At 41.4% G+C, this 26,129-nt stretch carries 21 protein-coding genes, 1 tRNA gene and 2 rRNA genes; 9 read left to right on the forward strand and 15 right to left on the reverse strand.

Annotated elements, in window-relative coordinates; all coding sequences use genetic code 11:
- The first annotated feature begins 8 nt into the window (after positions 1 to 8).
- The gene (locus tag KKF75_01810) at positions 9 to 821 is read left to right on the forward strand and encodes a hypothetical protein (GenBank protein MBU4380933.1); all 813 of its coding nucleotides are present in this window, start codon (positions 9 to 11) and stop codon (positions 819 to 821) included.
- Here the strand turns inward: KKF75_01810 and KKF75_01815 are convergent.
- The gene (locus KKF75_01815; GenBank protein MBU4380934.1) at positions 818 to 1,711 is read right to left on the reverse strand and encodes an EamA family transporter; all 894 of its coding nucleotides are present in this window, start codon (positions 1,709 to 1,711) and stop codon (positions 818 to 820) included. The two genes, KKF75_01810 and KKF75_01815, sit on opposite strands and share 4 nt — an antisense overlap.
- A gap of 296 nt (positions 1,712 to 2,007) precedes the next feature.
- On the opposite strand from KKF75_01815, the gene secE reads away from it, so the two are divergent.
- The 4 genes from secE (at position 2,008) to KKF75_01835 (ending at position 3,814) form a co-directional block, all read left to right on the forward strand.
- Positions 2,008 to 2,193 carry a preprotein translocase subunit SecE gene (secE, locus tag KKF75_01820; GenBank protein ID MBU4380935.1) on the forward strand — a complete coding sequence of 62 codons (186 nt, stop codon included), beginning with the start codon at positions 2,008 to 2,010 and terminating at the stop codon, positions 2,191 to 2,193.
- Positions 2,194 to 2,195: 2 nt separating this feature from the next.
- Positions 2,196 to 2,816 (forward strand): transcription termination/antitermination protein NusG, encoded by a 621-nt coding sequence (gene nusG / locus KKF75_01825; GenBank protein MBU4380936.1) that lies wholly within the window; start codon positions 2,196 to 2,198, stop codon positions 2,814 to 2,816.
- Positions 2,817 to 2,879: 63 nt separating this feature from the next.
- Positions 2,880 to 3,302: a 50S ribosomal protein L11 gene (gene rplK, locus KKF75_01830; protein ID MBU4380937.1), complete on the forward strand. Its 423-nt coding sequence runs from the start codon at positions 2,880 to 2,882 to the stop codon at positions 3,300 to 3,302.
- Between the two features lie 2 nt (positions 3,303 to 3,304).
- Positions 3,305 to 3,814 carry a hypothetical protein gene (locus KKF75_01835; GenBank protein MBU4380938.1) on the forward strand — a complete coding sequence of 170 codons (510 nt, stop codon included), beginning with the start codon at positions 3,305 to 3,307 and terminating at the stop codon, positions 3,812 to 3,814.
- Here KKF75_01835 and KKF75_01840 read toward each other — a convergent pair.
- From KKF75_01840 to KKF75_01885, 10 genes are all read right to left on the reverse strand, one after another.
- Positions 3,809 to 4,171, reverse strand: a complete 363-nt coding sequence (locus KKF75_01840; protein MBU4380939.1) for a hypothetical protein — start codon at positions 4,169 to 4,171, stop codon at positions 3,809 to 3,811. The genes KKF75_01835 and KKF75_01840 overlap by 6 nt on opposite strands.
- On the reverse strand, positions 4,153 to 6,474 hold the full coding sequence (locus KKF75_01845) for an AAA family ATPase (protein MBU4380940.1): 2,322 nt from the start codon (positions 6,472 to 6,474) through the stop codon (positions 4,153 to 4,155). Before KKF75_01845 ends, KKF75_01840 begins: the two co-directional genes overlap by 19 nt.
- 126 nt (positions 6,475 to 6,600) lie before the next feature.
- The gene (locus tag KKF75_01850) at positions 6,601 to 7,776 is read right to left on the reverse strand and encodes a S1 RNA-binding domain-containing protein (GenBank protein ID MBU4380941.1); all 1,176 of its coding nucleotides are present in this window, start codon (positions 7,774 to 7,776) and stop codon (positions 6,601 to 6,603) included.
- Positions 7,777 to 7,885: 109 nt separating this feature from the next.
- Positions 7,886 to 8,002 (reverse strand): 5S ribosomal RNA (gene rrf, locus KKF75_01855).
- A gap of 132 nt (positions 8,003 to 8,134) precedes the next feature.
- Positions 8,135 to 11,860 (reverse strand): 23S ribosomal RNA (locus tag KKF75_01860).
- Positions 11,861 to 12,057: 197 nt separating this feature from the next.
- Positions 12,058 to 12,133, reverse strand: a tRNA-Ala gene (locus KKF75_01865).
- Positions 12,134 to 12,368: 235 nt separating this feature from the next.
- Positions 12,369 to 17,579, reverse strand: a complete 5,211-nt coding sequence (locus KKF75_01870; GenBank protein MBU4380942.1) for a hypothetical protein — start codon at positions 17,577 to 17,579, stop codon at positions 12,369 to 12,371.
- A 488-nt stretch (positions 17,580 to 18,067) separates the two neighbouring features.
- Positions 18,068 to 18,262 (reverse strand): hypothetical protein, encoded by a 195-nt coding sequence (locus KKF75_01875; protein ID MBU4380943.1) that lies wholly within the window; start codon positions 18,260 to 18,262, stop codon positions 18,068 to 18,070.
- 230 nt (positions 18,263 to 18,492) lie between these two features.
- On the reverse strand, positions 18,493 to 19,212 hold the full coding sequence (locus tag KKF75_01880) for a nucleotidyl transferase AbiEii/AbiGii toxin family protein (GenBank protein MBU4380944.1): 720 nt from the start codon (positions 19,210 to 19,212) through the stop codon (positions 18,493 to 18,495).
- Positions 19,213 to 19,214: 2 nt separating this feature from the next.
- Positions 19,215 to 19,763, reverse strand: a complete 549-nt coding sequence (locus KKF75_01885) for a hypothetical protein (GenBank protein MBU4380945.1) — start codon at positions 19,761 to 19,763, stop codon at positions 19,215 to 19,217.
- Positions 19,764 to 19,885: 122 nt separating this feature from the next.
- On the opposite strand from KKF75_01885, the gene KKF75_01890 reads away from it, so the two are divergent.
- Together KKF75_01890 and pcm are read left to right on the forward strand one after the other, a co-directional pair.
- On the forward strand, positions 19,886 to 21,067 hold the full coding sequence (locus tag KKF75_01890; protein MBU4380946.1) for a Fic family protein: 1,182 nt from the start codon (positions 19,886 to 19,888) through the stop codon (positions 21,065 to 21,067).
- Between the two features lie 295 nt (positions 21,068 to 21,362).
- Entirely contained in the window at positions 21,363 to 21,980 is a 618-nt protein-coding gene (gene pcm / locus KKF75_01895; GenBank protein MBU4380947.1) for a protein-L-isoaspartate O-methyltransferase, read from the forward strand.
- A 36-nt stretch (positions 21,981 to 22,016) separates the two neighbouring features.
- Here pcm and KKF75_01900 read toward each other — a convergent pair whose 3' ends face one another.
- The gene (locus KKF75_01900; protein MBU4380948.1) at positions 22,017 to 22,394 is read right to left on the reverse strand and encodes a type II toxin-antitoxin system VapC family toxin; all 378 of its coding nucleotides are present in this window, start codon (positions 22,392 to 22,394) and stop codon (positions 22,017 to 22,019) included.
- Entirely contained in the window at positions 22,372 to 22,656 is a 285-nt protein-coding gene (locus tag KKF75_01905; protein MBU4380949.1) for a hypothetical protein, read from the reverse strand. The genes KKF75_01900 and KKF75_01905 overlap by 23 nt, the downstream gene beginning before the upstream one ends.
- 168 nt (positions 22,657 to 22,824) lie before the next feature.
- Between KKF75_01905 and KKF75_01910 the strand changes: the two genes are divergently transcribed.
- Together KKF75_01910 and KKF75_01915 are read left to right on the forward strand one after the other, a co-directional pair.
- Positions 22,825 to 23,469, forward strand: coding sequence for a hypothetical protein (locus KKF75_01910; GenBank protein MBU4380950.1), 645 nt, complete (start codon positions 22,825 to 22,827; stop codon positions 23,467 to 23,469).
- Complete coding sequence (locus tag KKF75_01915; protein MBU4380951.1) at positions 23,470 to 24,315, forward strand: nucleotidyl transferase AbiEii/AbiGii toxin family protein; 846 nt, start codon at positions 23,470 to 23,472, stop codon at positions 24,313 to 24,315.
- A 146-nt stretch (positions 24,316 to 24,461) separates the two neighbouring features.
- Here the strand turns inward: KKF75_01915 and KKF75_01920 are convergent, their stop codons facing one another.
- Positions 24,462 to 24,764 (reverse strand): hypothetical protein, encoded by a 303-nt coding sequence (locus KKF75_01920; GenBank protein MBU4380952.1) that lies wholly within the window; start codon positions 24,762 to 24,764, stop codon positions 24,462 to 24,464.
- 119 nt (positions 24,765 to 24,883) lie between these two features.
- On the reverse strand, positions 24,884 to 25,789 hold the full coding sequence (locus KKF75_01925) for a hypothetical protein (GenBank protein MBU4380953.1): 906 nt from the start codon (positions 25,787 to 25,789) through the stop codon (positions 24,884 to 24,886).
- Positions 25,790 to 26,129: the final 340 nt, after the last annotated feature.

A 26,129-nucleotide genomic window follows, 5' to 3' on the forward strand; every position in this document is an offset into this window, starting at 1 on the left:
ACTAACTTATGATAACCAAAAAAAGCTTCCTTACGATATCTTGGATTCTATTTGCCCTTTTCTCTTTGTGGTGGATTTTAATTCAGTTTCTAAACCTTAATGAAACCCCGTTTAACGGAGATCTTTTTGCCGACTTATACGGTATTTTAGCCCTCTGGGGCGCGGTGGTTGGCTTTATTGCCTCACAAAATTGGGGTGGATACAAAAGCTATGTTGGAAAAGCTGTGAGCTTTTTTTCGTGGGGATTGCTATTCCAGTTTTTGGGACAATTAAGCTACACCATAATTTATCGGGTTTCCGGCGTGGAAAATGCTTATCCCTCTGTAGGCGAAATATTTTTCGTTTTGACCATACCTTCATATATCTTTGCTGTATTTTACCTAGCAAAATCCTCGGGAATAACCATAACTTTAAAAAAATTCTCCAGTAAAGTGAGTGCGCTTTTTATACCAACGGGTCTAGTTTTTTTATCGTACTTACTCTTTCTTAAAAATTATTCTAGCGAGGGGTCTGCGGGCATTGGTCTATATTTAGATTATTTTTATCCACTAGCTCAAGCTTGTTTTGTCTCTTTAGCAATTCTTACATATCGACTTACTAGAAAAACGCTGGGTGGGATAATGAAAAATAAAGTTACCTTCATTCTGTTTTCTCTTGTTTTCCAATATTTTGCAGATAGCATGTTTATCTACGAAACGCGAGCCGAGACTTGGCTTCCAGGAGGAACAAGCGATTATCTTTTTGTTATTTCGTATTTTTTAATGACCATTGGGCTTTTAAGGTTCTACGAGGTGTATAAAGAACTCCAAACCAAAGCTTAAATCAACAACACCCCCACAGTGATTATTGCAAGCGATGACGCTTTTATAATAAGGGATTCGCGCGAAAAATCTTCTTTAAGAATTTTGGGGGCGAATTTGGTAAGCAACAAGGCATAAATAAACACAAACACCGGCTGGGAGTTTTCTACTAGACCAACTAACGCTAATGGCCCTGCGATAACCGCAAGGGAGATAAGAAGCTTTCCTGTAAGACCTCCTGCTTCGTTTAGAGCAACTACACCCCACACACCTTTTTTGAACCTAACAATGTCGCTAATAAAATTTCTTTTAAAAGATGGGATCAAAAAAAGCAACAAAGACCCAACCCCCGTTCCAAAATATGTTAAAAGTATCGAACCCCAAAAATCATTATCAACGGCTACTACCTTAAACATAACGATAGAAACCGAATACATAAAGGAGGCAAGAAGCATAAACAAAAAAGATGGGCGGATCTTAAAAATACTCAAGTCGAACTTCTCCATTGCAATAAAAAGACTTCCTACCAAAACAATTAAAAACCCAACCAGGGATTTTTGTTGCAGAGATTCTCCAAGGAAAATATATGCCAAAAGCAAATAGAAAATTGGGATAAATTGAAAAACAGGAACTACTCTTGATGCATCATCCAACGAAAGAGATTTATAGTAAGGCAAAGCAAAAAGGGTAAGTACAAGACCCGAGGCGAAAATAATCAAAAAATCCCTTGTGGAAAATTCGGGAATACCAGTAAAAACAAGGAGTGACAAGGAAACAAGCAACCCTACTAGACCCATTAGGATGGTAGCGCTACTAGAATTCTTGATATATTTCTCCAAAAAAATCTTATCAATGATGTTGTTGGCACCCCAAATAGCAACACCAGCTAGGGACAAAATTATCCAATTCATTTTATTTAATTTCCAAAAAACTTGACAAAGTATAACTCACGGAGAATAATTAAGCCATGGGTCACAAACCCAATCCCTGCCGCACACGCGAGATGGAATTAGGTTTTTGCTTCTCTACAACCTTTAAGACGGGATTTCGACATGAAACTTCTGCATGGCACAAGTTTCTAGAAAACCCACTTGATCTTAACGGGAAAGCAACCTCGATTCCACACGATGTAGCGGGGTGATATTATCTTTTTATCTTTGACACAAAAAGGTGGCTTTCTTGCCACTTTTTTGCTAGACTACCAAACATGCGCAATCCCATTACCACATACATTACCGAGGTTAAATCCGAGGTTTCTAAAGTTAGCTGGCCCACAAAAAAAGAAACCATTAGACTTACCGTAATTGTTGTGGTAGTATCGGCGATTGTAGCAACCTACCTTGGAGCGTTGGATTTTCTCTTAAGCGCGATTTTAAAACTTGTTTTAAGCTAAAGATGGCAACAAAAAAAATAAGCAAGCTTGTTTCTAGCGAAATAGAAAAAGAAGAAGGAAAAAAAGTTAATATTATTGAGCTTTCCAAAGAACCTGATGCCGACTCCAAGTGGTTTGTAATTCATACTTATTCGGGTCACGAAGAAAAGGTTGCCAACACCCTACTGCAACGGGTACAAAGCGTAGGTTTGGGATCGCAAATTAGCAAAATCCTCATCCCAACTCAAGAAAAAATTGTAATTTCGGAGGGCAAAAAACGCAAAGTTGATGAAAGGCTTTTTCCGGGGTATGTGATTGTCTTTATGAAAATGACCGACCCCAATTGGTATGTGGTGCGTTCCACTCCAGGAGTCACGGGATTTGTGGGCGCGGGATCAAAACCCACCCCGCTTGCCGAATCTGAAGTGGCGACAATTCAAAAGTTTTCTAAAATAGAGGCGCCGAGATACGAATCACGTTTTAAGGTGGACGACGCGGTAAAGATTACCGATGGGGTGTTTCTTGATTGCATTGGAAAAATTATTGATGTTAACGAAGATCAAGGTAAAGTCAAAGTATTAGTTTCGGTATTTGGAAGAGAAACTCCAGTAGAATTGGATTTCCTCCAAATCTCTTCTCTTTAGAATCTAAAATAGGGATAATCCCAAATTTGGGATTATCCCTAATCGAGTTGAATTTGACCCAAAGTGGCAAAAAAAATTAAAACTTACATCAAACTAAATATTCAGGCTGGCAAGGCCAATCCCGCTCCTCCCATTGGACCGGCGCTGGGGCAACACGGACTTCCTATTATGGAGTTTTGCAAAGAATACAACGAAAAAACCAAAAACATGGGGGACGCTGTTGTTCCTGTTGTTATTACTGTTTTCGAAGACCGCACATTTTCATTTATTACCAAAACTCCTCCGGCATCAGACTTGCTAAGAAAAGCCGCGGGGATAGCCAAAGGCAGTAGCATTCCTAACAAAACCAAGGTTGGCAAAATCACCCAAGCGCAAGTAGAAGAAATTGCCACCAAAAAAATGCCGGATTTAAATGCTCGGGATCTAGACTCCGCCAGCAAAATTATTGCCGGCACTGCCCGCAGTATGGGAATTGACATTGTTTAATCATGGGGAAAAAGCGTAACATTATAATTACCAGCGAATTAGAACCAGAAACTCCGGTTTCTGGCTCTGTTGTTATCTCTAACCCCCCTGCCCTGAGCCTGTCGAAGGGTAAAAGCCCAACTAAGTCTAAAACCAGGGGTAAGCTCTACACCCAAGCTAAAAAGCTCGTGGACCCCAACAGGCAGTATTCCATCGAGGAAGCTGTACAACTTGTAAAGCAAATTTCGTTTTCTAAAAAGAACAACACCGTGGAAGCCCACATAAATCTGGGTCTGGATTTAACTAAAAATGAACACAAAATTAGAACAAAGGAGATAAAAGTGGAAAAATCGGCACCTATTGTTCACACCATAATTGGAAAGGTTGATTTTGATGACAAGCAGTTGGTAGAAAACTTTAAGGCGCTAATGGTTAAAATTAAAGAAGTCCGCCCCGCAAAAATCAAAGGGGTCTATATTAGATCCGTCTATCTTGCTTCCTCCATGTCTCCTTCCATCAAAGTAGCTCTATAAGTGAAGTAAATCTCCAAGCGTCTGCAGAGTGTCTTTTATTTTGGAAAGAAGGTTGCTAATTGCAGAAAGGCGAGAAATTACGGGATCCAAAAAACCGAGAATACTAGAAGGGAATGCGGGTAGTACCCGATTGATTGAACCCAGAATCAGGCTCGGGGCTAAACTTAGCCCCGAGCCTACTTTGTCTTGGTATAACCTTTGACAGATATTTAAAAACTCCTGACGATTTTGTTCCCTTTGCTCTTTTTGGGTCGGGGTACTAGCAAAGTCCTGCAACGATAAAGCTAATACTGGTTTTGTGGTAAGAGAAAACAGGATTAGGGTTAGAAAGGAAACAATTAGCGTTCTTTGGACCATTGAGAATATTGTACCCTAAAATCCGCGCCAAAACTTGCTATCCCACCACGCACCAAACGGCCATTAAAAATGGCAATATTTAGCGGATCTAAAATTTCTTTTTCTATGATTCGCCTTAATTCCCTTGCTCCGTATTCTTTAAAATTACCTTTTGCCAAAATTTCCTTCTTGGCAACATCGGTTAAAGTCAGCTTGATTCCCTTTTGTTTTAAACTGACCATAACTGGCGCAAGTTGTAGGTCAATAATTTTAAGCAAATCTGCCTCATTAAGTTGCCTAAAGACAATTATTTCATCTAGACGGTTTAGAAATTCGGGTTTTAATGTTTTCTTTGTAGCCTCAAGAAAGAGCTTTTCGTAATTAGGTAAATTAGGGCGATTAGGGAGATTTGGTTCGCCAGCCGGCGAATTAGGGTCTTTTTGACCGAAACCGATTTCCCGATGAGCTAGTAATTCCGAACCAATGTTTGATGTTAGAATTACAATGCACTCCCTAAAACTCGCCACTTCTCCCCCACCCCCAGCTAGCTCTCCTTCCTCCAAAATAGAAAGCAGAATATTCAGAACATCTGGGTGAGCTTTTTCGATTTCGTCAAAAAGAATAATTGATTGGGGGTTTTCTAAAACAAACTCGGTTAACTGCCCACCCTCGTCGTATCCCACATACCCCGGAGGCGAACCCGTAAGCCTTGCTACAGTGTGCCGTTCCATAAAATCCGCCATGTCCAAACGAAGAAAATTTGGGGTAGTAAGCTCATAAGCATCTTTTAACACCCGCGCCAAAACCTTTGCGGTTTCGGTTTTTCCCACTCCTGTGGGACCCAAAAATAAAAAGGATCCCGCTGGTCGCAAACCGCGGTCGGCAATGGCAGTTTCGGCTCTTCTTACAGCCAGAGATAAGGCGTGGGAAGCCCTTTCCTGACCCACAATTTGCTCGTTTATTTTGTTTTCTAAACGAACCAGTAGGTTGTTATAAGCTTGCGACCTTTTAATTTTAGCAATCTTGTTGTCTTGGAAGCTTAAAATGTCTTTAATATCCTTTAACAAAATATTAATTTTTGCCGAATCTTTTTTAAAAAGGTTCTCAATTTTTTTTGTTTCTTCTTTAACACTAGATGCAACCTTAATAGACTTATTAAATTGGGATTCCACGATAAGCGCGTTTAAGTTGCGGGTTAGCAGGTCTAATTTTTTCTTGGTGGCAGTTTCCGCGGAACTTAATCTTTCTGATCTTACCCTAGATTTGGCAATAGCCTCATTGAGCAAAAACACCGCCTTTCCGGGATTAACCTGGGGAACTTTCGTACTCACTTTTGTGCTCTCACATATTTTTGACAATACATTATTTGCTACAGTAATTCGTTTATAATAAGCATCGGTTTTTATTTTTTCCCGAAGTATTCTGCAAGTAACGCTAGACGAAAGCTCTAAAACTGGATATTCCTCCCAAAAATCACTTAGGGATGGTACCCAAGGACGAGAAGCTAAATTGTCATTGGTTGCCCCCAAAAAATTAATCGGCAGATCCTCTTTTAAACCAAAGTCGCGGTTTAGTGAAAGCGCTGATACTCCAACAATTCCAGAAATCGAAGCTGTATGAATATCATCAAAAAACAAAATTGTTTTTACTCCGTATTTTCCATAAGTATTAAGTAAAGCCAAAAGACCTTTTTCGAAAGAATCCCGAAGGGAGTCTAGTAACAAAACCTGCGCTCCTAAAAAGGGTCTGGGAACCTTCCAGTCATTAATTTTTTGCGCCAAGCCATAGGCAATTGAGGTTTTTCCAACCCCTGTGGGACCCAAAAGCAACAACGGCTTCCGGTCCCTTTGCAAAAAAGAACTTAAAATACAATCGATTTCTTTTTCTCGGGAGATTATTTTGGGTAATTTTTTGGTTGCCGCAAGGTAGGTTAGGTTTGTAAATGGAGAAAAGTCGCTGTCAAAAATACTAGGTTTATAGTCTTTTTGCGCCATTTGAATGGCCTTTTGCGCTAAAAAAGCGTCTTTATAACGAGCAGGTAAACACCAAAGCGTCAGGGCTAAAAAAGTATGGTAAGGGTAAACTACAGAGGCCGATTCCTTGTAGGCTTCAGTATACGATTTTGCGACCAGCTCGGAGAGATTAAGAGATTTCTCGCTGATTTTTTTAATAAAGAGAGTGGAAGCAATTTTGGCAACCGTACCATCCCTCTCACAAAGAGCCAAAAAAACAGTGTTGGAAGAAAATAAACCTTGAGAATCTTCCTTTTTCTCAAGCGAGAGAAGAATTTTTCTTAACGATTCAGATAAATTTGGTAACATCATTTATTACAAGATTTAAGAAAAAATACTAAAATGTTTCGCGTCAGCGAAAGCGTAACAAGTTTCATTTATTACAAGATTTAAGAAAAAATACTAAAATGTTTCGCGTCAGCGAAAGCGTAACAAGTTTCACTTATACATCTTGACATCTTCGATTTGCCTTACAGATAAGCCTAATTTTTGGTTTTGGGGATCGCAAATTGTAACCATGGTAGTAATCTCTTCGCCTTCGGTTAAAGGTCCCGTTGTCTCGGAGATATGAATTAGACCATCCAGCTTTGCGGGGTGTTTAGGATCACCAACTTCTATGGTAACAAAAGCCCCAAAGGGGACAATTTTAGAGACTACCCCTTTAACCTTTGATCCTACCGGGTATTTGCTAGATAGCTCCTCCCAAGGGTTAGGAATTAGTGTTTTTATGGAAAGCTGAACTCGTTTTTCCTGTTTATTAACCTCTATCACCTTAACTTTTACCTTGTCTCCAACTTTGTAAATGTTTCCGGGGTGATAAACCTTTTCCCAAGAAATTTCACTGATATGAACCAGACCATCCAACGAAACATCGCCTTTTTTAATATCTACAAAAAGTCCAAAGGGAACAATTCCCGAGACAGCACCCTCTAAAACATCCCCTACTACAAACGATGTAAGTTGCTTGTCGGTTAAGTCCTTTTTATTATAGGAACCAGCCGAAGCTAGAGCCTCCCTTTCGGACATAACCAACCTATTTAAGTTTCGGTCGACTTCAATAACCTTAACTTTTATTTTTGCTCCCTTAAGTCCCCCAAGACTGGCCTTTTGCTCGGCGGGACTTCCCTCTGCCATAGCGCGACTAAAGTCAGTAAAGTGAGACTTATCCAAATGCGAAATAGGAATAAAACCTCGTTGCCCCAGCGCATCTACCAAGAGACCCCCTTTGGAGTACTCCAACACCTGAACTTCTATATATGACCCATCCTGAAACATTCTCTCAAAATCTCTCCATTTGCGCTCTTTTTCGGCCCGCTTTAAAGATAAAACCAAATAGCCATACCTGTCTTCTGATTGCACTACCGAAACCAAAATGGTATCCCCTTCCTTAAGGTTTTTGTAAGAAAAATCTGTATCCGCAAGCTCGGTACCGCGAATTATCCCTTCGGATTTAGCTCCGACATCAACTAAAACCTGATCATGCAATACTGACACCACAGTACCTTCAATAATTTGACCTTTTCTAAACGATTTAACCGAAAGCGGGTGTTTAGTGAGCAATTCCTCCATAAGAGATGCGGACGACACAAGACGAGATAACTTTTTTGGTGACATATTTATTAAATTCCTTTCAAGACTATACCTATCTTACGCTAGTTTGCAACCCCTAGGGGTTGGAAAAATAGCTTAGATAGGTATTAAAAACTAGCTGGCTTACTTTGTTGCCCCGGCGAAGGATATTTTCCCAAGGGACTTCTCCCAAAGTATTTTCTCCGCCATGTCGTTTAACCACTGTGTTCGAAATGGGAACAGGTTGATCCAACAGGCCAAGTCACCGAAGCAACAAAGCAAGCCAACTATATCCATCTTACGCTAGTTTGCAACCCAACGGGTTGCCAAAATAGCTTAGACGGATATATACCCGTAGCTCCGACTTTAGGTCGTGAGCGAAGGGTGTAGTTTGCCTAAAAGGTGGATAGAAAAATGAGGCCATTAGTATAACTCGGCTGAACACATTACTGTGCTTACACCTGTTACCTATCAACCTGGTAGTCTACCAGGAGGCCGTTGGTTAATCTTGAGGTCGGTTTCGTGCTTAGATGCTTTCAGCTCTTATCCGATCCGAACGTAGCTACCCAGCGATGCCACGGGCGTGACAACTGGTACACTAGAGGTTCGTTCACCGGGGTCCTCTCGTACTACCGGCAAATCCTCGCAACCAACTTCGTCCACAGTGGATAGAGACCGAGCTGTCTCACAACGCTCTGAACTCATCTAACGCGCCGCTTTAATGGGCGAACAGCCCAACCCTTGGGACCTTATACAGCCCCAGGATGCGACGAGACAACATCGATGTAGCGAACCACGCCGTCGCTGTGGGCGCTCGGGCGTGACTACTCTGTTATCCCCGGGGTAACTTTTATCCGTTAAGCTCCGACGCATCCATATGCCATCGGAGGATCATTAAGCCCTACTTTCGTATCTGTTTGACTTGTATGTCTTTCAGTTAAGCTTGCTTTTGCCTTTACACTTACATCCCGATTTCCATCCGGGATAAGCAAACCTTTGGGCCCCTCTGTTACCTTTTAAGAGGGGACCGCCCCAGTCAAACTGCCCACCAAGCACTGTTACCTGCCCGGATAACGGGTCAGGCTAGAGAGACAAGGATTAGAAAGAGTGGTATTTCACTGTTGTCCGACTTTAGGTCGGGACTCCCACCTATCCTACACATCCTAAAACTTGCCTCAATGCTAAGCTGCAGTAAAGCTCCACGGGGTCTTTTTGTCCAGCTGCAGATAGACTGCATATTCACAGCCACTTCAATTTCGCCGGGCCGGCGGCTAAGAGAGTGCTCAAGTCGTTACGCCTTTCGTGCGGGTCAGAACTTACCTGACAAGGAATTTCGCTTATATTCTTTATCGACGATTGTCGACTCCAGATTGCATTTCCTTATCGCACATTATGCAATCACTGCATATCGCTATGCAGACGCCACTATCTCTTTCCCGACTTTAGGTCGGGATTCGGCGTATAGTGAGTGAGGATTTCAGCCTTTGATACTCTGCTGATCTTTCCTGCTGATTGACCGCACCACTAAGATTTTCACCCTCGACTTTTGGTCGGGGTACTTGTGGATACAACGGTGTTTCCAGCATTTAGCCGAATTTTACTAAGGCGGCGCTTATTCTACCTTAGAACAGTTCGTGTGTGTTAACTCCAACTCTCGCTGGAGACCGGACTATATCATTCCCGATTAGATCGGGATTTGGCGTATAGTCTCTGAGGACTCACCTTCTTTAATAGAAGGGTTGCCTGCTGATTGTCTTTATTTTAGAGATTTTCACCTTAATTTTCGGTACTCTAAACTTTGCAAGAGTTTCCAGCATACAGCCAAATTTATTATAGTAACTACATACTGCTTCGACAAAGCAAGAACAGTTATATGGGTTCGGCGGAAACCTCACCACATATATTCTCGCTTCGCGGTAGCTTGCGCGAATATAGTTACTGCTGCCGTTCACCAGGGCTTAGCTCCAAAGCGTGAACCTTAGAGTTTGACCTACTGGCACCGGGCAGGCGTCAGTCCCCATACATCCCCTTGCGGGTTAAGCGGAGACCTGTGTTTTTGTTAAACAGTCGCTCGAGCCATTTATGTGCCCCCCCCTCATACGAAGCAAAAGAAAATCCTATAGATTAAATACTAAATTCTAAATTCTAATATCTAAACAATATCAAAATTCAAATTCTCCAAATTCTTTTTTGAAATTTGTGTTTTGAACATTTGTGCTCGTTTAGGATTTAGGATTTAGAGATTAGAAATTTTCCAGGATTTCCTTGTGCTTCGCACAAGGAGGGACTCCTTTTCCCTAAGTTACGGAGTTAATTTGCCGAGTTCCTCGGCCGCCGTTCTCCCGTTCGCCTTGGTATACTCTACCTGTCCACCTGTGTCGGTTTTAGGTACGAATACCAAAAAGTGTAAACTTAGAGGTTTTTCTTGGAGGCTTAAATCGCAAAAATTGTCCATGCGGACTTCCCCACAGCTTGCGTATCCCGACTTTAGGTCGGGACGAAAGTGCGGATTTACCTACACTCTCTAGCTTGCTGCTTAGATGCCAAACCATACTGACACTTTTGTTATCAAACCCCGTCCCCCCATCGCAACTTTTTGGTAGTAACGGAATATTAACCGTTTATCCATCGACTACGCCTTTAGGCCTCGCCTTAGGATCGACTAACCCTGCGTCGAAAAACGTGGCGCAGGAAACCTTGGACTTTCGGCGACCCGATTTTTCATCGGATATTACGCTACTCATGCCCGCATTCTCACTTCCAAAAGCTCCACCCCATCTCACGACAGGACTTCACAGCCGTTGGAATGCTCCCCTACCATCCTCGACTTTAGGTCGGGATCCGCAGATTCGGTTAAAGTTTTAGCCCCGTTAAATTTTAGGCGCAAGTCTGCCGCCCGACTTTAGGTCGGGGAATAAGCCAGTGAGCTGTTACGCACTCTTTAAAGGATGGCTGCTTCTGAGCCAACCTCCTGGATGTCTTAACAGACTTACTTCCTTTCACACTTAAACTTTAATTAGGGACCTTATCTGACGGTCTGGGTTGTTTCCCTTTTGACCTAGGAACTTAGCTCCCTAGGACTGACTCCCTTTATAAATTGCACAGTATTCGGAGTTTGGTAGGGTACAGTACTCTTGCGAGCCTGCATCCCTTCCAGTATCTCTACCCCTGCGCAACATTAAAAGAGGCTATACCTAAATATATTTCGGGGAGAGCCAGCTATCGCCAAGTTCGATTACCGTATTAGCCCTAACCACAAGTCATCCGAGCCTTTTGCATCAGACACCGGTTCGGGCCTCCTCCGTTTTTTACAACGGGCTCACCCTGCTCATGGTTAGCTCACTTGGCTTCGGGTCTTACAATGTTTACTACATTCCGACTTTAGGTCGGAAATACGCCCTTTTAAGACTTGGTTTCCCTTCGGCTCCGCTCGTTTGACGAGCTTAACCTAAACGCAAACCATTGTAAACTCGCGGGCTCATTCTTCAATAGGCACGATATTATCCCGACCTGAAGTCGGGACTTTATCAGTTTGTCTGCATACGGTTTCAGAAACTATTTCACTCCCCTTACCGGGGTGCTTTTCACCTTTCCCTCACGGTACTTGTTCACTATCGGTAACTTGAAGTATTTAGCCTTGGCAGATGGTCCTGCCGGATTCCCACAAGATTTCTCGTGTCTCGCGGTACTTGGGTACAAAATAGGCTTTGCTTTGCTTTTAAATACAGGGCTATTACCTTCTACGGCCCGCCTTTCCAGGCAAGTTCTTCTAGCAAAACAAAATGCCACATTATTTGCCCCGCAACCCCCCGACTTTAGGTCGGGGTTTAGGCTTTTCCCTTTTCGTTCGCCACTACTTGGGGAATGTTCCCGACACAAGGTCGGGATTTGTTTTCTTTTCCTCCGGGTACTAAGATGTTTCAGTTCCCCGAGTTCCCTCTGTATACCTATATAGCTTGCGCCATTTTTAATACACAGTTTGCAAGTTTTACTTGCAAGGGTTTCCCCATTAGGAAATCCCCGACTATAACGCTTCTTGACAGCTTGTCGAGGCTTATCGCAGTCTGGTACGTCCTTCTTCGGCTTCAAGTTCCAAGGCATCCACGCGTATGCATTTGTATTTTCTATCCACCTTTTAAGAAACTAGCTATTCTTTAAAAGGTTGTCATTCATTTGTTAAGGTGCTCAATGTGGCTGTGCCACGTTTAGCTTAGCGATATAGGATTAAATCTTAGTGTGGGAACGTAATGAGCCTTCGGCTCAAACGTTCCACGTAATTTCTAATCTCGCACCGACCTTGCGTCGGTGCATCGCTAAGATATTACGTGGTGGACCCGGGCGGACTCGAACCGCCTACCTCTTCGTTGCAAACGAAGCGTTCTACCGGCTGAACTACAGGCCCATTAATAGCTGTTACGAGTAAAGCGAGTTACAGCTGTTTATGCCCGCCGTAGCCTCGGCAAAGGCGGGCGAGGTTAGAAACAACGAACCGCCCTTTGGCGGTTGCGCAAACATACCTAGCAAAAGAACCACCCGTTATATGGGCACTATTGTAGTGAATCTCTTGTAAGGTGTTTTATACATCCGCGAAGGGAAAATTAACACATTAACAATAACCAGTCAAGAGGCATACACCCTTACCTCACCTTAAATATTTTTGCTACCCCTCTAAGGATAGAGTTGACTACCCTTTCAGGAGCGCTGCAGGTCGGGATATTAAAGTCGTATCTCTTGTAGGCGCTGGGTGAGATGTTGTTGGCTTTATCCATGGGTTTAATCGTCACATAGTGAGCTCCGGGAGAGAGATTCTCTACAGTTTCGCTAAACGACTTGGAAGAGCTCCAGTCGGTATAGTATGCCGCTCCAGCCGTACTATCCACCGCAATCCAATTTAAGATTTGGGAGGAACCGCATCCCGTGTCAGCAACTGTCCATTTAAGAACCAAGGAACCGTTAGCCCCTCCGGCGCTAGAACAAGTAAGACTGGATGAGGTTACCGAGGCTACAGCGGGAGTTGAGGTATCGATTGAATAAACCATACTCCCTGACCAAGGACCCCAAGAGGTTAAAGCTGGGTTAGTGGAAGATGCCTCCTGCATCCTAACCTTAATCGAGTAGTTACCATCAGGTTTAAGTGGATAGAGGCTGGATTGAGTAAAGGAAGAAATTGGAGAGTTAAAGACTGCGTTGTTACTATCCCAACTGGTATCTAATTCGGTTCTGGATAAGGTGTAACATCCTTGATTAGAAACGATCCACGACCAAGAGGGGGTGGTGTCATTAGTACATAGTGTTGCTCCTCCGGCTGGGGGTGTAGCAGAAGCAACTACTGGAGCAGAGGTATCAGTACAGGCAGTGATTGTAAGATTGGTCGACATGCAGTTATCCTTTTCGTCTGATTCAGTGATTAAGTTATTCCAATCAGCGCAGACGAAGTATGTGTGATTGCCCAAAGAGGAAGCTCCACTAAGAGTAAGATTAGCAAATTCTACCTCGGAGAATCCTCCAGCTTTGAGGCTGGAAACTGTTTGATATCCCTTGATACTCCCCTGCTCCATCTTGTCTAAATAGACCGCCACATCAAAGGTCTGGGAGATACCCAAAGAGCTATCATTTTGAATCGTAGCCATAACACTATGAGAAGTTCCAACTTCTATGCTACTGGAAGGAGAAACTCTGATTGAAAACATTGAGAGATTCGGTAAGAGATTAGTATAGTTAACTTTGGTCTGACAATCCTTCTTCTGCCAAGGGGTCTTGCCTGTCTTGATATCGGGAAAGATTGCGAAGGTATTGGATCCCGAAGACAAAGTTGATAATAAAATAGCGTTGGGAGCGGTTGCGCTTGCCACGGTTCTTGTGCCCGCTTCTCCAGTTTTAGTGCAAGTCCAAGCCATCAAACCTCCCCCGTCATTCTTATCGGTCTGAAAATCAAAGTTGGCTGGCTTGCCGGTGTTTCCTGAAGTCTCGTTAAATTGAACATCCTTATCGGGACCGTAAATCAAGAATCCTTTGCCTGAACCGGCTTCTCCAAAGATACAGAGCTTGAGATAGTCTTTGCTGTCGCTCCCAGTGACTTTGGTTGCCGTGGGAGGAACTTCTAGCTTGGGCCAGTTGTATCCCTCGTTGGTATTGCAGATTTTAGCCGTAGTATCCGATGCGGGATTGCAGCTTTGACCCCGGGAGAGGGAGCAGTTGAGGAATCCAAACTCAATTCCATTATCATCATTGGTAGGTTCGCATCCGGGATTATCACCATCGCGGTATCGGGAACAGAGGGTATCGATTGTTCCATTGTGATCTCGATCTTCAAACTGACCATACTCGACTGTATTGGAAGAGATGCAGACTCCTTGAGCTTCGGTAGTCTTTCCGGGTCTAATGGCATAGTTGACATTGGGATCTTGAGCTTTGGTCTTAAAAGCGTAGTTGAGAGAATACCTGCCATCGGATCCGATGGCTCCATGAGCTATTTCTACTCCCGTATTATCTATGGCATAGACTTCTCCAATATCCGTAGGACTTCCCGAATATTGACAACCAACAAGACCAGAGATGGTAGCTTGAGGAATTACAGGAGCGCTAACTTCAATCCGCACATACTTGGAGACGCTGGTTACTCCATCGGAAGCGGTACAAACCATATCATAAGCGTAAGAACCCGCCAAAGCAAAAGCTCCAGTATTGGTAGACCCGCTGGTTCCCCTTTCTTCATTTCTCCAATAGTCTCCATACGAACGGCAGGAGGTAGCGTTGGCGGAGCTCCAACGGATAGTGGTAGACTCTCCTACCACAAGATTGGTCTTATCGGAAGTTAGAGAGAGGGTTGGGGTCGCACTTCCAGCAACCTCAATTCTAAAGGATCTGGTAGCGCCCTCCGTTCCGTTGGTACAAGAAAGAGCGTAGTTTTTGGAATCCGTGATAGCCTTCCGCTCCGAGCCAGCGGCAGGTTTTGCCCCTTCCCAACCCCCGCTTGCAGAACATCCTTGAAGAACATGTAAAGCTTCGGAAGCGCCCCATCTGAAAGTAGCGCTCCCATTTTGAACCACTCTGTACGAATCAGCAGAAAATGTTAGGGGAACACTTGCTTCCCCCACTAATCCGTTATCAAAATCAAAACTAAGATTGGACCTCGCCTTGATAACATTAGAACCGTTGTAAAGCAGTTTACAATCGCGAGAGCGGTCGGAGGTGTTAATAAACCTAAAGTCGGTTTCGTATACCTGTTCCAATCCATTTTCTCTCTTGGCAAAAATAATTCTGTAAGTCTTAGCGTAATCAGTCGAAGATAAAGGATAGTCAAAATGAAATATTCCCGAAGGACCGACTGCGGTCTCTACATAGCTTCCCGTTGATTTTTCCCCAAAAAGAACACTGCCTCCGGAAGAAACCGGAACACCGGAAACAGACAGCATCCCAGAAAGAGAAGCATTACCTGAAGGAACGGGGGATGGAAGGGTATAATTTAATGACTTACTGTTACAAGAAGGGTTGCAACCTAAGGCGTTGTTCTTTACCAAAAGATTGTAATCGGAGCCACTTATATGAGCCAAGCTAACCTTATCGAGCTGGAAAGAAACCCCCGCCGACTCTCCTTTTCTTCTGAAGAAAAGCGAAATTGGGAAATAGTGCTCAAACAAATTTGTCTCCACAGGCTCCGGAATGCTTAATGCGATCCTTGTCCTCCAATCACCATTAACCCCCGTAAGGGCGGGAAATTCCATACCACCACCAGTTGAGGGGACAATTCTAATAAGAATATCTGCCTCGGGTTCAAAAGAGCCGTCAAACTCTTTTAATACTCCCCCAAAATCTAAACCCACAATTTGTTCGGAAGGCGGAGAGATACAAAGAGAATCTGGCAAAATAGCAAATGAGACTAATCCGGAGTAAGCGTCCCAACAACCAAGCCCATACTCCCTACAGATATCCACGCTCACGCCTTTATCGACAAAGGTATAAGTATTCCAACCCGTATCATCGGGAACGGTCCCCGGGTTGTCGGGAGCAATGTAAAACCTGTAGCGCCAACCACTGACATCAAACTCATGGCTTATACTAAAGATTTTGGAATCTGCTGTTCCGGTTTCACTTAAGGTTACGCTGTCGCTAGAATAAAGAGTCCAAGTTTTATAATCCCCCGACTCATATATAGAAATAGTCGTAGCGATACCACTGCTTGGGATTAAACTTGCATTTTTGCAAGTTGTTTTGCCAACTATATCTACTCTCTTCATCCTCTTAAATACCGTGTGAACATAATTGGGACAACCGCTTTTGTTGCCGGTATTCATACTAGACATACAAACAACATATTTCTCGGGGTAGCTGTCATCAAATAAAATAGCAGCCGTTCCTTCTTCATAATATGACATCACAGACGGTCTGTGGGAGTGTAAAAGCCCCATGGTATGCCCCATTTCGTGGGAGATGGCAAAAGCTTGATCACTTGCGGTGTGTCCGTTTAACTGGCTAGCCAGTTCCTGGGATTCTGAACCCGGAACATATGCCCCGCTAATAAGAATATCGCCCGCTCTGCTGCCTCCCCCAGACCCAACAGAATAGGCCTCGGTAGAAACCCCCGGAACAAAAAGAACATAGCTCGCTAAAGGATCCGATCTGTCTATGTTTTCAACTGCTTTAATTTTCAACAGTAAAAGACAGTCTTCGTCCCCTTTGCAAGAGCTAATGCTAAAAGAGTCCTTCACAACAACCGGAGTCTCATATTTAAAAGAGAAGCCACTTACCTGATTCCTGTACCAACTTAACGAATCCATCATTCTTGCCCCTACGCTCGAGCTAAAAATAGAATCGTAGGAATGAAACTCCTTGGCCAAAAAGATTACCGGTCTGAATTTTGTCTTGGAGTTGCTGGGATACGGAACATAAGCCGCGCCGGCCTCTCCTCCTTGAGCATAGCTTGTGGGACAAGAAGGACAGTCATTATCTAAACCAGGTCCTGCTGTGGGATCAAAACCATCCCCCAAAAACAAGGTACTTTCTACAGTGATGGCATCGGTAAACAATGAGGTGTTGCTGGTTGAAGATGAGATTTTGATGTCAATTGAGGAAACAAAATCCACTCGTGTTTTAAGCTCCTGCCACTCCCCCGTTTTGGTAGATTTAATCGATTGAGATTTGTTGCTGGAATCGGTAACTTTAAGTTCAGCTTGACCTTTTTCGACAAATACCCAAGTTGAGATGGTGTACTGCTTGGTAGGGTCCAGCGTAATGGTTTGTTGAATACCGATACCCGATGCTTCGGCTAGTATCTTTTGAGATTTAGCTCCTGATTTAATTTTAGTTGAGGAGACTTCAAAGTGTTGATACTTTGTTGTATTTCCTACTCTAGTCCAACTATTTCCTATGGTACCGAGATTACAGGATACTGGAGCTGGTGTAGCTGGTTTGGTTACTGGGGTTACTGGTTTAGTGTCTTCTTGATCTTTACCTGTATCATCGGGGGGAGGTCGAGAAGGAGCAACTGACCCGCGCTTAAAGATATCCAAAAGCCTTGGGGGGTTTGCTGCCAGCTGTGATTCGGTGGAGATACCAAGAACTTCAGAACTAACAGGACAGGATCCACCCGCTGGAAGCGGAATGGTAATTTGTTTGGTGCTTCCTTCAAAATCACCATTTGAGATTAAAGGAGTAGCTCCGACTTCTGCGATATAAAGGTTTTGAGGAGAATTGTTTTTAGATAAACTGGAAAGTTCTGTAATGAAAAAATTTAAAGAGATGAGAGAAAGAAAAGAGAGAAAGAAGAAAAACCCATTGGGAGAAGACAGTTTTCCCTTAAGGAATAAAATCAAATCTGAAAGAGATACTTTTTTCTTCTTTTTTTTCATCGGCAGGTATACCCGTAGCTCCAACTTTAGGTCGTGAACGAAGGGTATATGTATCGAAAGAATAGGATGGATGCTATCCGAAGTCAACACTTTTATTTGGAGATTTTAATAGCGCTCTTGTCCAAATGCACAATTTAAATTGTGGACTTAGGCAAAAGCAAGCCTGCGGGTTTAGCAAAGTTTCTCTAAATTGCAGTTACCTCTACACCTTTCATTTTTTGTTAGTGAGTCAATCTACCCTTCTCGATTATTTTACTTAAAGGTAATTTAAATTTTTTGGAATGGGTAATTTTAAAGGCGTTCTCGACCAATTGCCATTTTCCTGTTGTATCTAAATGGCGGTCTAGCATTACCCTACCATCATCTAATACTAAAATTCTTACAGGTGCGTTGGGAACAAGCCAACTAACCGAATTTCTAATTTTTTCGCCTTTGTTAGGGAAGTAGAGTTGTCAACCACCCTCAAAAACACTTACTGCAAGCGGGTACTACCCGACTTCGGGTAGTACCCGATAATTTGCTGTATCTAAAGCATTTAATCTAAAATTAGTTTGTTTATAACAAGATTTAGAGAAGACCCCACGACCTAAAGTCGGGGGATGAATCTTCCGATGAATTCCTTTTTCCGAAGGCAAAAGGCCTTGCGTGTTGGCTTTAGTCCCCGGCATGTGAAGAAATGCCATCTTACATGCCCACGCACCACAGCCTCCGCCCGAATCCAAAAAATGGCTGGAGAACCTCCAGCCACTGAGGCTACGATAGCGTCATAGCACGCTTTAACTTTAGCGTCCATCTTTGCTCCTTTCCTCCAGATTTCTCTAGATTTTTTGCGCCCGTGGGGGGTATTTTACTATAGGAGATAAGAAATTGCAATTCTTCCACCTCCGAAGTGGAAGAATTAAAACAAACAGACCTACTCCTGCTTTAGAACAAAGATTAATTCGTCTTTGATTAGGGGCAATTTTTTGTTTAAAGCGTCTTTGGGCAATAAGGGATTCAAGTCTTCGTTTAAAAGGCGTATTGTAAGTTTATTTTGAATAAGATCGATAAGCTCCGCAATATACTCTTTGTATTTGAGACCCGAAATATCCTCCACTACTCTTTTGTTAACTTTTAGTCCTTGTTTTAAAAAATAGTTAATGTCATAGAAATCCCTGCCGGATATTTTCCCATTTTTATCATAGCGCCCTTTGGCGGCAAGCAACTTGTTTGCCACCATCGTATCCGGGGTGTGCCCATTACAATAGGAGCTTATTTCCAGAAGCTTGGCTTTTTCGTATTCGTTAAACTTACTCGGCGCATCGTTAATTTCGAGCTTTAAAGTGTTTCTTTGAAAAGACAGCTGATCATATTTAAGAAAAAATTGCAAATAATTTTTGCTCTCATCCTTAATTTGCAAGTCGAGCTTTTTAAAAATCTTGTACAGACGCTCCCTGATTTGCTCTTTCTCTTCTTTGAATGGCAAATCAAAGTCCAAATCAACCGAAAATCTGTCCAGAAACCCCCGCAACGAGGCATAAGTACCACCTTTAAACATTAAATGTTGTGCTAGAAAGGAATCCTTTAAAATTAAATTAAGTAGGTTGAACATCACAACCTTGTGCTGGATATCTCTTTTATTCGGAGTAAACATGGTTAATAGCCTACTAAACTTTTAATTTCTTTGACTTTATCCCAATTTATTGGCTTCTCGGTATCAAAATAATACTTAGGACTATAATACAACATATCAGCAACCGCCCTTTCTAATGAAGCTTGCGAATAATTTGTACCATCTATAACCCCTGTCCTATTGAATAAATATCGCGAGGTCATTTTGCGACACAAAAAACTTTCCTCTCCAATCTTAACACTTTGAGACAACCCGCCAACAAAAGTGTGATCTTGGATGCTTTGTGTAATAACACCGTAGGTTACTAAAACCGACTCCGTTGACAAGTATGCACCGCTACCAAAAATAGCACAACCAGCCTCTTTGTAATCTAGGTTAATGAAAGGAAACTTGGAATAAATTCCCTTTCTTAATCTATAAAGGTACCCCTTCTTAGCATATCTGTAGACAATTGTCGCCAAGGTTTTGTCGTTGGAGATATCCCACAAAACACCTAAATCCTTTAGAGAAAAAGTGTTACTAGTTGACTTTAGAAGTTTCGCAAGATTATTACCAGGAGTATTTCTAGACATATATGTCTATTATAACCCCTAAAACTCGGGGGTCAAGTGCCAATTTAATTCTTCCACTTCGGAAGTAGAAATTACCCATTTTCAAACTAGACTAATTGTTAGACTAATGTTAGACTGATATTATGATTAACAATGCACCTACGTACCCTTTCAAAACAGGGTTTTTGAACAATTTATCTTTTTACCAATCCGAGCTTCCGTTTAGCAATTCGGAAATAATTGCGTTTGACAAAAAGCTTTTTGAATACGAGCAACGATTTATAAACCTTGATTTGGAAAAACACCTTATCGCCAAAAACCAATTTTTAGCATCGTATGCCATTTCTAAAGCCGAAAACTCCTCATTAACTGTCCAAGAGGCTCAAAATTTGTTCACGATAGCCCTTGATGGTAAGGATCTTAAGACTACAAAAAACCCTACCCAAAAAGATTATGATAAAAAAGAATTTTTAAATATTGCCAGAACCTTTAGACTACTTTCTCAAAACCCCGCATTGATCAAAAACCTTTCGGTTGAGAATATCTGTAAAATCCACGCCCTACTTTGCGCCAATCTGGATAACTTTGAAAAAGCGATACCAAATTTTACTCAATATGTACCGGGAAAATTGCGCAAAAACGATAACATCAGAGTTGGAAACTACATCCCCGCCCCTTATCAAATTATTGGAGATGGTATTTTAGAACTTACAAAATATCTAAGGAGCAACCCTACTCCAATTGGCATAGCCGTTTTCCACACAGCGTTATATGCTCTCCATCCGTTTAATAATGGCAATAAAAGAGTTTGCAGGATTTTAGAGCATTTTTTGCTCCGAGATATCGGGCTAAATGCCAAAAACCTTTATGGAACATCTTATTATTACCACAGCGAAAAACCACGGTACTACAAATTTCTCTTACACTCGCTGGAACGAAAAAATTTAAACTATTTTACTGGTTTCATCTTGGAAGCACTTTTTTATTCTATAGCAACAGTCGTAAAAGCAGGGTTAATTGCAAGAAAACAAGAGTGGTTAAAGTCACAAGACTTATCAAAAATTGAGGTTGCCGTCTTATTACCACTAACAAAGAGAAAAGAAACCCAGTTTAAATGGCTTTACAATAAAGCAAAGACTAAAGTTTCTAAACAGACTTTTGTGAATTACCTTAAAAAAGCCACCGATTTAGCTGTTGTCCAAAAAAAAGAGGTGGGAAAGCTAACATTTTATAAACTAAACTTTGATTTTAAGGAGCAGAATTTGTTGGACGAATGGGAGCAACTCTCCAAAAAGCGGTTAAGTTACACCCCAAATACTTCATAACAAGATTTGAGAAAATATTCCTATTAATTTCCCCGCCAAAGGCGGGAGGCGTTACATATTATCGCGAGTTCGCGAGCGAGAATCTATAACAAGATTATTGGAATCCAGCAATATAAATGTCAATCCTCAAAAACACTTACTGCAAGCGGGTACTACCCGACTTTGGGTAGTACCCGATAATTTGCTGTATCTAAAGCATTTAATCTAAAATATGTTATTTTATTATGACAACAAATAAATTTTGGTCTTTTGCTCATATCTTGTATAATTTCTTTAAACTGCTTTACCTAAATTAATGACAAAAGAGGAACTTCTAAAATACCTTCTAAATTCTGGCGCGCTTAAAAGCCCAGAGATTATTCGTGCCTTTAAAGTCGTTGACCGCGCGGATTTCGTCAAACCGGAAGATAAAACTAGAGCTTACGAGGATTATCCCCTCTCCCTCGGATTGGGACAAACGATTTCTCAACCAACCACAGTCGCTTTGATGTTGGAACTTCTATCGCTTAAAAAAGGAGACAAGATTTTAGATGTGGGGTCCGGGTCGGGCTGGACTACTCAACTACTGACCAAAATCGTGGGTCCAAAAGGCAAAGTCTACGGTCTTGAAATTGTCCCCCAACTTGTGGAATTCGGAAGAGCTAATCTCAAGAAGTACGGCGACAGAAACGCCCAAATTTCTCGGGCAAAAAAGCGTCTCGGCTTACCACCAAAAGCGCCTTTTGACAGGATTCTGGTCTCCGCCTCCGCCAATACACTCCCCAAAGAGCTTTTAAATCAGCTAAAACCCGGGGGCGTGATGGTAATACCGGTAAAAACCTCAATTTTCCGCCTAACAAAAAATCTTCGAGGAGAAATTATCTCCCAAGAATTTCCCGGTTTTGTCTTTGTTCCTTTAATAGAAAGTTCATAATCTCCCACCTTCAAAGTGGAAGAGTTTCTTTAGATACTATCCCTTAAAAAGTCCGATTTCCTCAATTTTGGAAAAGTGTTTAGTGTCTCTAGTTACCAACTTATATCCAAATATTGAACAGGTTGAGGCAATTTGGGCATCGGCAAGACCAATTTTTAAAGAAAGGCAATATTTTTCTAGGAGAAAAAGAGAATGTACGCTTACTTCTTCTGTTATTTGAATTATATTAAAACCATCAAGAAGCTTTTGGATTTTTTCTTGATCTTTCTTTGAGATACACCCCTGCAATAGTTCGCCAGCTGTTACAGCAGATACATTTATAACACCGAGACTGTCCAACAATTTAATTGCGGAATTTTGACCACGAAGCGCATCTATAATTACATTTGTATCAACTAGAAGATCTTCTCCCATATTGTCTTTTTGCCCTTTCTCCTCTTAATTTCCTTACAAAAGAAACTGGGTTTTTGATATCTCTAAACATTCCGTAGGCTGGAGATTCGCAAATTGAAATAGATCTTTTTGTTTGAGGAAGTAACGATATTGGAACTATAGCAACACCCACTTTTCCCCTATCGGAAACATAGACAAAAGAGCCATCTCTTGCCTTTTGATAGTAGGAAGAAAAGGAATTTCTAACTTTTGTTTTTGTCGTTACAACTGTCGTGGTATTCATGAGTATATTGTACAATTGTACAAATTGATGTCAAGGGACAAAAAAGAGCCTGGGTGAAGATACTTCTTCCACCAAGGCTCTTGGACGAACTCCACAGGAAGGGGGCAAAAGTTAATTGCCAAACAAAATCTTGACACAAATTCCAAATGCACGTAAAATGGCGTGCAAGTGGAAATATCCAATACAAAACAAAAACTAGATTCTGTCCCCTATTTAACGCGTAAAAACCTAGAATTGTTTCTGGGAAATAATAGACGAACTGTAGACGATCGGATTAAATCTTTAATAAAATCTAATGTGATATTTAAGTTAAAAAACGGTCTTTATGTCTCCACCAACTACCTAAAACAAGAACCGGATCGGCAAAAATACTTGGAGTATCTGTCCAATGCCCTCTATCAACCCTCGTATATCTCTTTAGAGTACGCTTTGAGCCTTTACGGCTTAATTCCAGAAAGTGTGTACAGCATAACTTCTGTTTCACCAAACAAAACAAAAAAATTTGACAACAGTCTTGGCGTTTTTTCCTACAGAAAGATTAAAAACGAGCTATTTTTTGGATTTAGAGACATTCCCTACAAGACAGGATCCATTAGTTTTGCCACAAAAGCCAAATGTTTGTTTGACTTTTTACTCCTAAAAAAGGGTTTGACGGGCTTAAATCTGGAACAATACCTTAAGTATGATTCCAGAATTAATTGGGGCGTCTTAAAAATAAAAGATAAGCAAGAATTTAGAGAGTATGTTAAAAAATCCAACTCCCTAAAAATGAAGCGATTGCAGAAGAAATTAATTACCTTTAAACTAATCTAGATGAACATCAAAAGCGACATTGAGAAAACCATCGCGATAACTCAAAGCTCTAACAACTTCTATCTTAGAAATTTAGTTAAAGAAATCCTCCAAAACTACACTCTAAATTTTATCTACAATAGCAACTACAGAGATTTAATCTTTACGGGAGGCACTTGTTTGAGGAAAGTGTATGGTTTAAATAGGCTATCCGAGGATTTGGATTTTGATTTTACGAGTAATTTTTCAATCCAAAAATTTTCTAGTGACATTAGAAAGTATTTTGTAACCTCTTTAAAGTTAAAGGGGGTAACAACTAGTATCTCCAACAAAGAAAACACAGTGTTAGTTAAATTCCCTTGGGAAACTCTATTTGACAATCGCAAAGAAAAGATAGCATCGACCGTAATATTTTTGCGTTGCGACTTCTCCAAAATCCAAGGAAAAAAGTACCAAACCGAGGTAAATTTAATTACCGCGGGAAGCTTTTCGTTTTTTGTCAAGTCTTACGATTTACCAACATTGTTCGCCAATAAAATCTTTGCCTTTTTGGAACGCTCTTTTTTTAGGGGAAGCCTGCAGAAGTATCCCTTCAAAGGTCGGGACATTTATGACCTATTTTGGCTAATTAACCTTTCGGCGTCCAATCAGTTTAAAATAAGACCTGATAGGGAGAGAATTAAAGAGTTATTAAAGATTGACAATAATGACGAGCTGTCCGGCTTGATTAGAAAAAAATTAAAGTTGTTGGACTCCAAATTTGTTTATGAGGACTTATTTCCCCTTGTAGAATCCCCAGCCTTCCTGGATCAATTTATTGCAAATTACAAAGAGGTTATTGAGAAAAAAATAGGTTACATATTGTAATCTTCCACTTCGGGGGTGGAAAAAGAGTATATCCCAGCTATTTTGAGCGAACAAATGCAATGCGGTGAGCCGTGTATGCTGTGTTAGGTGACCCAAACGAAGTGAGAGTACAATGTGACCAAGCGAAGCGAGGAATAATACAACAATTAGAATACCTCAATAAGATTGTTTACTAACAATGAGTACGCGACCACAAAAAGAAACCAAATAATAGATTGCAAAATAGTATTCTTGGGCCAGAGATCGTTAAGCATCTCCAGAACTTTAGATAACGCACCAAAAGTAAAGGTAAGAATGGCAACTTTTAGAGCGAGGTCGTTGCCGCCTGATAAAGATATTAATAAACCAAGTCCGCCAAATATCCTGAAGCTTCTACCTATATTAAGTCTCTCTAAAACTTTACCGAGCTCTTTAGTAAGTTCTATGGTTTCTTTTGTGATGGTGCCCATAATATTCTTTGTTGTATTATTTCTGCTAACGTTTCTGAGTATCTGAAGTTGCGATAGCAATTTGGGTGTAGCGTAGCGGAACCAGATACTCAGTGTTATATGATGTTGTGCTGATTTTTTTATTCAAATTTAAAACTCTCAACCATTTTTTGGTCGTAAACATTTTGATAGCTTTCGTCCGCAACAAAAGTGGTTGCCTGTCCTAGATGCCATGAAACTGCTATATTTTTCTCCGGATAATATTTTAAAACCGTCATATAGTTTAACGGACATTTAGTTTCCTCCAAATCCTTTCCGTCTCCCTGAATTGATATATCAAAAACGTCGGATTGGTTAGAAGGATTTTGACTACCTAATTTACATCCACTGCCGTAATGTTCTTTGATAAAATTTTCCAACTCGATATCATTACTAATGTCTCTAATGACAAATTCCCAACTTTGTTGCTGAAAATATTTGTCGTCTTTAAGATATGAAAGTGAATTGATAACTTTATCACATCCAGAATAATAATGAATACTATTTTTTACTGTTTCCCCAGTAAGCTCATAAAAATATTCGCTAGAGATATAGACATTTTCATCTTCAAAAATTTTCACTGGGACAATACCGCCTTTAGGACGATAGGAGTCAGTCTTCCATTCACACATTGATCCATAACCATGAAACATCTTTTTAGGTACTTTGATTGAAAAGCCATATTTGTGGTTGGTATATAAATCCCATGTTTGATCAATTGAAGTCAGACTTGAGGAAGTTTCAGTTTTGTCAGTATCAATCTCAGTTAACGGAGAGGTTGTGTCATTATCCTGACTTTTTGATTGTTGGAGCAACTTCATCTGGTTTTCTAATGTGTCAATTTGTTGCTGTAAGCCTTGCTCCGTGTTTTTTATAGTTGATCTTTGCCATACGTAAACACCGCCGCCAACGACTAAGGCAGTAATAATTACAGCAACTATAGTTATCCAAATATTTTTTGAGCTTTGGATTGACTCATTTGATTGCGGAAAATTTTGCTCATTCATATTTTTTTTGATTAGTTAATAATGATTATATATTAAAGAAAAAATCAGCACAACATCATATAATGTGTTGCGGATGATACGAAGACTTTTCCTGCGAAGCTGGAAAAAATTTCGTATATCCCGCTGTTAGCCGATGTCGCGAAGCGACGAGGCAACAGCGAATCCGCAACACATTAGCCAACGAGCGTAGCGATGTTGGCTAATGTGCGGCGGTATAAGCGAAGTCCCCGAAGGGGATTTTGCGTATACCGCAGTTAGGCGATGTCGCGAGCTTTGCGAGCGATAAGCCTAACAAGGCGAAGCCGCCGCACATTAGGCAAAATCTTCCTCCTTCAGGAGG

The sequence above is a fragment of the Patescibacteria group bacterium genome, assembly GCA_018896215.1.
In the GTDB taxonomy this organism is placed as follows: Bacteria; Patescibacteriota; WWE3; order 0-14-0-20-40-13; family 0-14-0-20-40-13; genus JAHINB01.